The sequence below is a fragment of the Burkholderia pyrrocinia genome (genome assembly GCF_003330765.1).
Lineage (GTDB): Bacteria > Pseudomonadota > Gammaproteobacteria > Burkholderiales > Burkholderiaceae > Burkholderia > Burkholderia pyrrocinia_B.
In genome coordinates this window covers 3,609,142-3,619,008 of sequence record NZ_CP024902.1, presented here as the reverse complement: position 1 = coordinate 3,619,008, position 9,867 = coordinate 3,609,142, and the positions used below count along the sequence as shown (strand labels likewise).

Sequence of the window (9,867 nt, the reverse complement as noted above, 5' to 3'; positions counted from 1 at the left end):
CAAGTCGCTGTCGTTTTTTGCATGCACGGTGCGGCTCGCCGGCGCCCTTGTCGCGGTTGCGCAACAAGGCCCGAAGCGGTCGTGCGAGCGTGCCTCGGACGCCTGCGTCACAGTCGTGGAGAGGCAGGCGCGAGCCGAGGCGGCGTGCGGGATTCTTGGAGATAAGGCGAGATTCTAACGCCAAACGCAGCCACAGCGGGACTTATCCACAGGCTGCGATTGTGGGGCGCGGGGCCGGATCGGCCGGGGCGGGCACAGGCGAGTGACTCCTAAAGTATTGACCGTCAAGAGAAAAACGGTTTAAATAGCGGGTTCCGCGAAAACCAATCCTGTATTCCCGGCGATTGCGTTCGCCCGAATGCCTCCGGTTAAGGGCACGCGGTCCCCTGAATTTCGACATTCTCGAACAAGTGAGAACATCATGAAACGTACTTACCAACCGTCCGTGACGCGCCGCAAGCGCACCCATGGCTTCCGTGTCCGTATGAAGACGGCAGGTGGCCGCAAGGTCATCAACGCTCGCCGCGCGAAGGGCCGCAAGCGCCTCGCCATCTAAGGCAGGTTGCGCGCTGTGTCCGCCGTCCGCAGTGCTGCGGAAGGGGCCGTCGAGCCGGGTGCGAATCCGTCGCAGACGAAAGCCGCCTTCCCGAAAGCTGCGCGACTTCTGAAAACGGATGAATTTTCATCCGTTTTTCGTTTGCGCCCCTGGCAGCGGTCCGCGCACTTCGTGATCTACGGCAAGCCGACCGGTGAACCCGCGCGTTTGGGGCTCGTCGTCGGCAAGAAGTACGCGCCGCGTGCAGTCACACGCAATCTGGTGAAGCGGCTGGCGCGCGACGCGTTTCGTTTGCGCCGGGCCGAATTCGCCGGTTACGACCTGCTGCTGCGGCAGCACACGCGCTTCGACAAGAAAGCGCTGCCGAGCGCGGCTTCCGCCCCGCTCGCGGCGATGTGCGCGGCCGAAATCCGCGAACTGCTCGACAGGGCAGTCCGGGAAATCGCCCGCCGCGCGTCGAAGCCCGCGTCCGAGTGACGCATCCGTCCGCGGTGCGGCGTTCGCGCCCGCCCGGCCGGTTTTGACGCGGCGCCGAACGGCGCCGCCCAAGGTATGGAAACGGTATTGATCGCCTTGCTGCGCTTCTACAAGGTTGCCGTGAGCCCTCTGCTCGGCAACCGTTGCCGTTTTTATCCTTCCTGTTCGGATTACGCGCGCGAGGCAATCCAGTATCATGGCGCCGCGCGCGGCACGTATCTCGCCGTCAGGCGCGTGTGCCGATGCCATCCGTTTTCCGCGGGCGGCATCGACCTCGTCCCGCCGCCCAACTCCGACACTCGCGCTCGCGGCGAAGCCGACGCGCGGTCCCATCGACTCTGAGACAACGCATGGATATCAAACGCACCGTCCTATGGGTGATCTTCTTCATGTCAGCTGTCATGCTGTACGACAACTGGCAGCGGTCCCATGGGCGCCCGTCGATGTTCTTCCCGAGCGCCACGCAGACGGCCCCCGCGGCCGCTGCCGGCGGCGCATCGGGCACGGGCGCGACGACGACGACCGCAGGTGAAGTGCCTGCCGCCGCAGCCGGCGCCGCACCGACGACGACGGCACTGGCCGCCCAGGCGCAGCTCGTGAAGTTCTCGACCGACGTGTACGACGGCGAAATCGACACGCGCGGCGGCACGCTCGCCAAGCTGACGTTGAAGAAGCAGGGCGACGGCAAGCAGCCCGACCTGTACATCACGCTGTTCGACCACACGGCCGGCCACACGTACCTCGCGCGCTCGGGCCTGCTCGGCGGCGACTTCCCGAACCACAACGACGTCTACTCGCAGGTGAATGCCGGCGCGACGTCGCTGACGGGCGACCAGAACACGCTGAAGCTGTCGTTCGAATCGCCGGTGAAGGGTGGCGTGAAGGTCGTGAAGACCTACACGTTCACGCGCGGCAGCTACGTGATCGGCGTCGATACCAAGATCGACAACGTCGGCACGGCGCCTGTCACGCCGACGGTCTACATGGAACTCGTCCGCGACAACACGGCCGTCGAAACGCCGATGTTCTCGCACACGTTCCTCGGGCCGGCGGTCTACACGGACGCGAAGCACTTCCAGAAGATCAACTTCAGCGACCTCGACAAGAACAAGGCCGACTACGTGACCTCCGCCGACAACGGCTGGGTCGCGATGGTGCAGCACTACTTCGCGTCGGCATGGATTCCGCAGACGGGCGTGAAGCGCGACATCTACGCTGAAAAGATCGATCCGACGCTGTACCGCGTCGGCGTGAAGCAGCCGGTCGCCGCGATTGCACCGGGCCAGTCGGCCGACGTGCAGGCACGCCTGTTCGCCGGTCCGGAAGAAGAGCGCATGCTCGAAGGCATCGCGCCGGGCCTGGAGCTCGTGAAGGACTACGGCTGGGTGACGATCATCGCGAAGCCGCTGTTCTGGCTGCTCGAGAAGATCCACAGCTACGTCGGCAACTGGGGCTGGGCGATCGTGCTGCTGACGCTGCTGATCAAGGCCGTGTTCTTCCCGCTGTCGGCTGCGAGCTACAAGTCGATGGCGCGCATGAAGGAAATCACGCCGCGCATGCAGGCGCTGCGCGAACGCTTCAAGAGCGATCCGCAGAAGATGAACTCGGCGCTGATGGAGCTGTACAAGACCGAGAAGGTCAATCCGTTCGGCGGCTGCCTGCCGGTCGTGATCCAGATCCCGGTGTTCATCTCGCTGTACTGGGTGCTGCTCGCGTCGGTCGAAATGCGCGGCGCGCCATGGATTCTGTGGATTCACGACCTGTCGCAGCGCGATCCGTTCTTCATCCTGCCGGTGCTGATGGCCGTGTCGATGTTCGTGCAGACGAGCCTGAACCCGACGCCGCCGGACCCCGTCCAGGCGAAGATGATGAAGTTCATGCCGATCGCGTTCTCGGCGATGTTCTTCTTCTTCCCGGCCGGCCTCGTGCTGTACTACGTCGTGAACAACGTGCTGTCGATCGCGCAGCAGTACTACATCACGCGCAAGCTCGGCGGGGCCAAGAAGAAACCGGCCTGACGCCTGTCGCACGCGGGCGGCCCTCCGCCCGCTGCGTACGCAAAAAAGCCGCATGGTTCGATCCATGCGGCTTTTTTGTTTCCGGACGGCGGCGCGCGGCGTGCGATGCGCGTGCCGTTTCCGTTCAGGCTTTCTTCGCTTCGACTTTCGGTTCGCCGTAGAACTGTTCGATCAGTTCCTGGACGAGGTAGCGCTGATGCGGCGACAGTGCCTCGATCTTCGATGCGAGTTCGATCGTCTCGGGCGTCGGCGGATAGCGTTCGTCGCGCGGCAACGGTTGCGGCGTCGGGTGTTCGATCACGCTCGGCGACGGGCCGTAATGTAGCCAGTGCTGTTCGACGCGCAGCCATTCGGCGAGCGTTTCGAGTTTGTCCGACGTCGGAATCGTGCGGCCCGTCAGCCATTTGTGCGCGGTTTGCGGAGAAACGGGATGCGCTCCGCGGTGGCGCAGATTGAATCGGTTCGCAAGTTCCGTCGCGCCGGCGACCTTCTCCGGGCTGCGCCGCAGGGCGAATTTCAGGCGTTCCGAGAACGCGGCTTTTTCTTCGGATGTCGGCATGGGGGAGATTGTGCAATTCCACCGCCGCACTTAAGACAACCATATGGGATAAACATATCCCATTCAGACGAATCCCGACCTTGCCCGGGATGGGCGATGGAATTGAGGGACGCAGCGTAAGGCCGCTCCGGCAGGCATACTTGTCCGAAACGGCCGCCGTGACATTGCGCTGAACTGATACCCGGCTTATCCCCGTCGGGATAAATTCGGGCGAGTCCGAATCCTGCGTGGCGGCCGGTGGCGTGTGGGCCGGCACGCTACAATGCCGGCGTCCCGATGCCCGAACTGTTGCGCGGGCGCACCACTCACTGCCTGATCACCCGATTCATCCGATTCCCATGCTCGCTACCGATTCCGATCCGATCGTCGCCATTGCCACTGCTGCTGGCCGGGGTGGCATCGGTGTCGTCCGCGTGTCGTTCGGGCGCGGCGGCGAGGCGGCCGCGCTGCCGCTGATCGACGCGTTGTGCGGGCAGAAGCTTGCGCCGCGTCATGCGAGCTACGTGCCGTTCCTCGACGAGCACGGCGCACCGCTCGACCGCGGGATCGCGCTGTATTTCCCGGCGCCGCATTCGTACACCGGCGAGCACGTGCTCGAGCTGCAGGGGCATGGCGGGCCGATCGTGATGCAGCTGCTGCTGCAGCGCTGCCTGGACGCGGGGCGGGGCTTCGGCCTGCGGCTCGCGGAGCCGGGCGAGTTCACGCGGCGCGCGTTCCTGAACGACAAGCTCGACCTCGCGCAGGCCGAGGCCGTCGCCGACCTGATCGAGGCGAGCACCGAAGCCGCGGCGCGTTCGGCCGGGCGTTCGCTCGACGGCGCGTTCTCGCGGCAGATCCATGCGCTGGTCGACGACGTGATCACGCTGCGGATGCTGGTCGAGGCGACGCTCGATTTTCCGGAAGAGGAGATCGATTTCCTGGAAGCGGCCGACGCACGCGGCAAGCTCGCGAAGATCCGCGCGCAGCTCGTGCACGTGCTCGGTGACGCGAGGCAGGGCGCGCTGTTGCGCGAAGGGTTGTCGGTCGTGCTCGCGGGGCAGCCGAACGTCGGCAAGTCGTCGTTGCTGAATGCGCTGGCCGGCGCGGAGCTGGCGATCGTCACGCCGATCGCCGGGACGACGCGCGACAAGGTTGCGCAAACGATCCAGGTCGAAGGGATTCCGCTGCATATCATCGATACGGCCGGGCTACGCGAGACGGAGGACGAAGTCGAGCGGATCGGGATTGCGCGCACGTGGAGCGAGATCGAGCGCGCGGATGTCGTGCTGCATCTGCTCGACTCGCGCACGGGGATGACGCCGGATGACGGGACGATCGCGGCGCGGTTTCCGGGCGGCGTGCCGGTGGTGCGCGTGCTGAACAAGACGGATCTGACCGGCGTGCCGGCTTGCGTCGAGCATCCGGTGGCGGCAGGGGATCTGACCGAGGTGCACCTGTCGGCCAAGCGCGGCGACGGGATCGACATGCTGCGCGCGGAGCTGCTGCGGATCGCAGGGTGGCAGGCGGGGGCTGAGGGCGTGTATCTCGCGCGCGAGCGGCATCTGATCGCGTTGCGGGCCGCGCAGGAGCATTTGGCACAGGCGGCGGATCATGCGGAGCAACGGGCGCAGTCGCTCGATCTGTTTGCCGAGGAGTTGAGGCTCGCGCAGGAACAGCTCAATGCGATTACCGGGGAGTTCACTTCGGATGATCTGCTGGGGGTGATTTTCAGCAGGTTTTGTATCGGGAAGTGATTGGACGGTGAGGGGTGCCGAGGTCTGGCAGCGGATGTCGTTGGGCTACTGTCGCCAGCATGGTGGGCTGAGGTGCCTGCTTTGGCGTTCTTCCGTTGAAATTCTCCGGGGCGCTTTGCGGATCGATTGGCGAAGTCTTGCCAAGGCGGGGGCATCGGTCCGAGCGACGGGTTCGGGAAAAGCATATTTCACGGCATCAACCGGGAGAATGCGTGGACCGAGGCGCTAGTAGAACCGTTGCAAATGCTGCAGGTCGGGCTCGAGTTGGGGGAGCGAGTCGATGGCTTTCACTGGATCATTCTGCTTCGCGGCGTCACGCGCGGGTCGTCACAGAGCTTTTGACATCCACCCCGGCAAAGCGGGGCTAGTTCGATATCGATCTGATACAAGTCTAGCGTTCCATCGCTATTTCGTACCATGTCATCAGTGAACGTCTTTTTTTCGATGATGATGTTTTCACTCTTGACTCCTAGTTGCGTTAGATATGCGGCCGCAACTTTGGCGCGCTCGTCTTTAAGGCGTTCGCCGTTCCGTTCCTTCGTATAAGCACCGGATATGACGACGGCTTGAATTTCAACGTTCGGCCACGTCTTCGCCTCGATTGCAGCGTCAGCAATTTTTAGTCTGTCAGAATTAGAAAAATCGGTGTTGTTTAGCGGTAGCGGGATTCGAATTGATTCCGCAATGGTGCATGCCGATGCGGGCGCGATGCTAATGCATGCGGATACCGTGAGCGCGACCCATGTACGTCCGACGATGTCTTTGAGATGAGCTTTCATTTTGCGATGCGCGGCGGCGCGTTGTCTGGGACCGTGTGGTGTGCCCCGATAGGCGCACCGCCCGAGTGCGTCATGCATCATTGATGTGATTGCCAGCAGTGCGAGATTACATGCCGTCACAGCAGTTGTTGGGGCATCCAGGACTCACTTGAACGGTAACTTCACGAGTTTCCGCGCTTGATTCGGTGGTGCTATTAGTTGGGTTGATTTGCATATTTATCTGAATCGGTGCGTTTATCAAGCCGTCATCTATGATGGTTTTTGCCACTGCGGAAGCGCGCTTTGTTGCAAGTTGATAAGGTTCGATTTCATTTCTTGAGGCGCCGCCAATTACGGTGATCCAGTTTTGAATTGGATATTTTGAGTTCATTTCAGAAGCCCACTTACTTAGCTGATTTCTTTCCAATTCGGCAATTGTGTGGCTATTTGATGCGAAGGCTACGAATGATTGCCGCGACGGCAAATTTTGCGATCCTTGGCACTCTGCCATAGCATTTGCAGACAGAAGAGATGAAGCTGAGATCGATGCGGTTAATGATATGGTTAAAATTTTCACGTTACCTCCAACGGCTTATTCTTTGGAATGCCACGGGTGGCTAAAAGGTGATGAGGGGCAAGTCGAGAATAGATTTTGGCATTGTCTAATTGATGAGCTTTGTTGTCGGTGTGACCCGTGGATCATTGCATAATCTCTCGCATCCATTTTTGCAAAGAGGTAAAAGGCTTACGCCAAGTTGCAGGTACCCTCCATGGCCGGTACTATCGACCGGATATACGGTTCGATTTATGTGTGTGTCAACATAGATATATTGAGACTTGATGCCGAGTTGCATCAAAAAATTTTTCAGTTGTTCGCCTCTTGATTGAGCTAGGCGCAAGGCGTTATGTTCACCGGCGTACGCACTAGCAATGATTTGTGCTTGTATTTCAACATCAGGCCATCGTCGTGCGGCCAATACCATATCTGTCATTTTTAGTCGATATGCATTAGGTATGCCGGCGTAATTTAGAGGTACACTCTCAAGCATATTTTCAGATATCGTGCAGGCGCTAGCGTGTTGAATGCAAAACGCGCTTATTAATGCAGCGATGGAAAGTGGAATTTTTGACATGCGGTCACCAAATATTCTTTCTTCTAAATTCGTCCATGTCGTCAAAATGTGCGACATAGCACGCAATGTTATCTGCATTTCTGCTTGCGCCGTCCGAATCGTTTTGTGCCCAGTAACCAATTCCACTGGCAAAACCATAGTTGACGTCATCTGCATCGAATGTGTCAATGTAGTGTGAGCATTCATGGATAAGGATTTTTAGTTTGCAGTTTCCGGCAACATAAACATCCTCGACGGTGCAAAAATGTGGATAGATCGCGATGATGCGGCGTGCCGAATCAGGCTTGCACACGGCTGCATCGTTGGTGCCAGTATCAGGTGCCACTGAGCACGTGAGTTGCCTCTTGTGCTGCTCATCCCATCTAATGATCTTCTCTGGCTTAAGCTCGTGCATGGCGGCCGCGAGTTTCGGGAGGCCGGATTGTAGTTTTTTGCGTATTGTCTCATCACTTCGACCGAACCAAAATTGCACTCGATCTTTTGCTCCTTTGTCCCATTTGATTAAATCAGATATGCGCTCTGAAATTAGAATTAGCGCTGTATCTCGAAGTCGCATTATTAGCGAGCGGAAATCATTGTTTCTCATGTTGGGGCAAATGGGCGTTGTGTTGATGGACACATAGACCATTGACCCCGGGTTGGTGTTGGTAACAGCACCCGAATGAACGAGAACCCATTCATCGTTTTCGTCAACTTTGAAACCGTATCTGTTTTTTGGGGAAAAGTCGTTCATTGCTTCAGTATCCTTTCGTATAGATTTTCAAGGATGCCGCTGCGTCGGTGGCGATTCGAGACGTTCGTCCGGCCGCGTCCGTGATGCCGGTGAAGGATTGCCCGGTTTGGGTAACGATTCGGTAACGGACGTTTGCGAGCGGGCGGCGCGCGTCATCGAGCAAGGTAAATTGCTCGTCGTGCGCGACATCCGATGGCGTGGGCGACAAGTGAGCAGCGCCGGGCTTGCCTCCGTTCAACGTCGCGACCTGGGCGGCGGTGAAGGTCATTTGCATGCCGCGTTCGGCGTAGAAGACGGGCGGCGGACTGCAGCCGCAGACATTGATATCCCCGCTCAATGCCCATTGCTTGCCGTTTGGGCCTGTACCCGGCCAACGGGGCCCCAGCGGTGCGATGTATCCCTCCCGCTTGCAGGCCGTGCAGTAGGTTTTCATGTCGAGCGTGGCGATATTGACGCTCGGCGGCGGGTTCGAACAGGTTACGGAGTCGAGCCCTTCGATAATCACCGCATCCCTGGCGCGATCGCCTTTTGCAAGAAAGTAGCGAATCATCGCGGCCACCTCAGCCGGCTTGGGGCGAATGGGGGACGAGGGTGAATACGACGGACGACGCCTCACCGTGTCGCTCGGGACTGTCGGTGATCGTGTCGCCGTTATCGAGTTCGCTGCCGACGAATGCGAGCGGCGCGAAGTCAGGGCGGTCGGCTAAACCCAAGCCATTCGCAATGCGCGCGGTCGAGCCATCCGGATAGTGGATCAGGTCGCCTACGGCGCCTGCCTTGCCCAAGTGCTCTGCTACTTCCCACGTGCCGGACGGCTCGCGCAACACGCCGCCGCGTGCCGTCGTCGCGCCGCGTACCGCCAGTCTGTAGGTGGGCGGTGCGGGCGGCGGCACATAGGCCGGATCGAATAGCCCCGGAATGCTTCGTCCCTCGGGCACATGAATGCCCCATGCGGTGCGCAGCGTTTCGGTAATGCGATCGCCATTGCTCAAGCGGCTGCCAACCAATGCAAAGGGCTTGTCGCCGCTATGGACGTGTCCCGCCCCATCAATGATCACGGCCTCGCTGCCGTCGTCGTAGGTCACGACGTCGCCCACGCGGGCTACTTCCAGCCCGGCCAAGGTGAGTCCGCTGGTTGCTGCGGTGACGCGTCCGCCGCGTTCCGTGAGAGCGCCAATGGTGGCAAAAAGATGCGTCGGTGCTTCGTGCTCGTTTTTCATCCGGCTTCCCTGTCTCAGTAAATGGAATAACCCGCCTAGAGACGCTATTCCAAGTAAGAAACGTGGATCAATCGGACGAATATGATTCGGTATCCGTAACTAATATGAATTGTTCGATTTTACCGATTGCGCCAACCGAGCGCGCGCGATTGCGCTGGCCGAGCAGCGCGGTTGCTTGATTTCTTCAGGGGGATTTCCGACCGGCCGACGGCCGGGAACCCCGTGCCCCGTGGGTGTCCCGGTCGTTCGATTTCAAGTTGGGAACAAGGAAATGTTCTGCGCGTGATGTGTCTGCGCGTGATGTGGCGTATGGCCTGGACGATGTCAGTCGGTAGACTTCCTGTCATCCGACCAGAATTCAGGCCAACGCGGCGTGCGACGGCCGACGAAATCGTCGCCCTATCCGAACGGCGCATAATCGGGACGACGCCTGCCTCGGCCATCCTCCCGTCGAAGCGCCTCACGCTTCACGACATCAATCCCAATGACGGTGATGGTAATACCCGCCACCACCACCGTAATACCCGCCACCATCAGGCACCACGATGCAGCCGCTCAACAATACGGCGACGCCGGCAATCAGCAAAAGGGTCTTCTTCATCGCGGTCACCTGCTCGGGTTCAATATGAAACCCAGCATAGCGAGCGCCCGCAACACCGGCTGTAAGCGTTGGTATCCCT

13 protein-coding genes are annotated in these 9,867 nt (G+C 60.0%); 5 read left to right on the top strand and 8 right to left on the bottom strand.

Features of this window, described 5'->3' with window-relative positions; translation table 11 throughout:
* Positions 1 to 421: 421 nt before the first annotated feature.
* The 4 genes from rpmH to yidC all read left to right on the top strand — a co-directional run bounded on the left by rpmH (position 422) and on the right by yidC (position 3,051).
* Positions 422 to 556: a 50S ribosomal protein L34 gene (gene rpmH / locus CUJ89_RS17570; RefSeq protein WP_004198824.1), complete on the top strand. Its 135-nt coding sequence runs from the start codon at positions 422 to 424 to the stop codon at positions 554 to 556.
* A 15-nt stretch (positions 557 to 571) separates the two neighbouring features.
* Positions 572 to 1,033, top strand: a complete 462-nt coding sequence (gene rnpA, locus CUJ89_RS17565) for a ribonuclease P protein component (RefSeq protein WP_114178426.1) — start codon at positions 572 to 574, stop codon at positions 1,031 to 1,033.
* Between the two features lie 75 nt (positions 1,034 to 1,108).
* A complete protein-coding gene (yidD, locus tag CUJ89_RS17560; protein WP_009694594.1) occupies positions 1,109 to 1,375 on the top strand; it encodes a membrane protein insertion efficiency factor YidD in 267 nt (88 codons plus the stop codon).
* An 8-nt stretch (positions 1,376 to 1,383) separates the two neighbouring features.
* Positions 1,384 to 3,051, top strand: coding sequence for a membrane protein insertase YidC (gene yidC / locus CUJ89_RS17555; RefSeq protein WP_114178425.1), 1,668 nt, complete (start codon positions 1,384 to 1,386; stop codon positions 3,049 to 3,051).
* A gap of 124 nt (positions 3,052 to 3,175) precedes the next feature.
* Here the strand turns inward: yidC and CUJ89_RS17550 are convergent, their stop codons facing one another.
* Positions 3,176 to 3,610, bottom strand: a complete 435-nt coding sequence (locus CUJ89_RS17550; RefSeq protein WP_114178424.1) for a transcriptional regulator — start codon at positions 3,608 to 3,610, stop codon at positions 3,176 to 3,178.
* Between the two features lie 338 nt (positions 3,611 to 3,948).
* Between CUJ89_RS17550 and mnmE the strand changes: the two genes are divergently transcribed.
* The gene (gene mnmE / locus CUJ89_RS17545) at positions 3,949 to 5,343 is read left to right on the top strand and encodes a tRNA uridine-5-carboxymethylaminomethyl(34) synthesis GTPase MnmE (protein ID WP_114178423.1); all 1,395 of its coding nucleotides are present in this window, start codon (positions 3,949 to 3,951) and stop codon (positions 5,341 to 5,343) included.
* A 287-nt stretch (positions 5,344 to 5,630) separates the two neighbouring features.
* Here the strand turns inward: mnmE and CUJ89_RS37730 are convergent, their stop codons facing one another.
* From CUJ89_RS37730 to CUJ89_RS38860, 7 genes are all read right to left on the bottom strand, one after another.
* The gene (locus tag CUJ89_RS37730; RefSeq protein ID WP_152036629.1) at positions 5,631 to 6,122 is read right to left on the bottom strand and encodes a hypothetical protein; all 492 of its coding nucleotides are present in this window, start codon (positions 6,120 to 6,122) and stop codon (positions 5,631 to 5,633) included.
* A 106-nt stretch (positions 6,123 to 6,228) separates the two neighbouring features.
* On the bottom strand, positions 6,229 to 6,678 hold the full coding sequence (locus tag CUJ89_RS17535) for an OmpA family protein (RefSeq protein WP_152036628.1): 450 nt from the start codon (positions 6,676 to 6,678) through the stop codon (positions 6,229 to 6,231).
* Between the two features lie 85 nt (positions 6,679 to 6,763).
* Complete coding sequence (locus CUJ89_RS37725; protein ID WP_152036627.1) at positions 6,764 to 7,234, bottom strand: hypothetical protein; 471 nt, start codon at positions 7,232 to 7,234, stop codon at positions 6,764 to 6,766.
* Between the two features lie 4 nt (positions 7,235 to 7,238).
* The gene (locus tag CUJ89_RS17530; RefSeq protein WP_114178420.1) at positions 7,239 to 7,967 is read right to left on the bottom strand and encodes a M35 family metallo-endopeptidase; all 729 of its coding nucleotides are present in this window, start codon (positions 7,965 to 7,967) and stop codon (positions 7,239 to 7,241) included.
* Positions 7,968 to 7,971: 4 nt separating this feature from the next.
* The gene (locus CUJ89_RS17525) at positions 7,972 to 8,517 is read right to left on the bottom strand and encodes a PAAR domain-containing protein (RefSeq protein ID WP_114178671.1); all 546 of its coding nucleotides are present in this window, start codon (positions 8,515 to 8,517) and stop codon (positions 7,972 to 7,974) included.
* Positions 8,518 to 8,527: 10 nt separating this feature from the next.
* Positions 8,528 to 9,187, bottom strand: a complete 660-nt coding sequence (locus CUJ89_RS17520; RefSeq protein WP_114178419.1) for a PAAR domain-containing protein — start codon at positions 9,185 to 9,187, stop codon at positions 8,528 to 8,530.
* A 475-nt stretch (positions 9,188 to 9,662) separates the two neighbouring features.
* Positions 9,663 to 9,788: a hypothetical protein gene (locus CUJ89_RS38860; protein WP_265341758.1), complete on the bottom strand. Its 126-nt coding sequence runs from the start codon at positions 9,786 to 9,788 to the stop codon at positions 9,663 to 9,665.
* Positions 9,789 to 9,867: the final 79 nt, after the last annotated feature.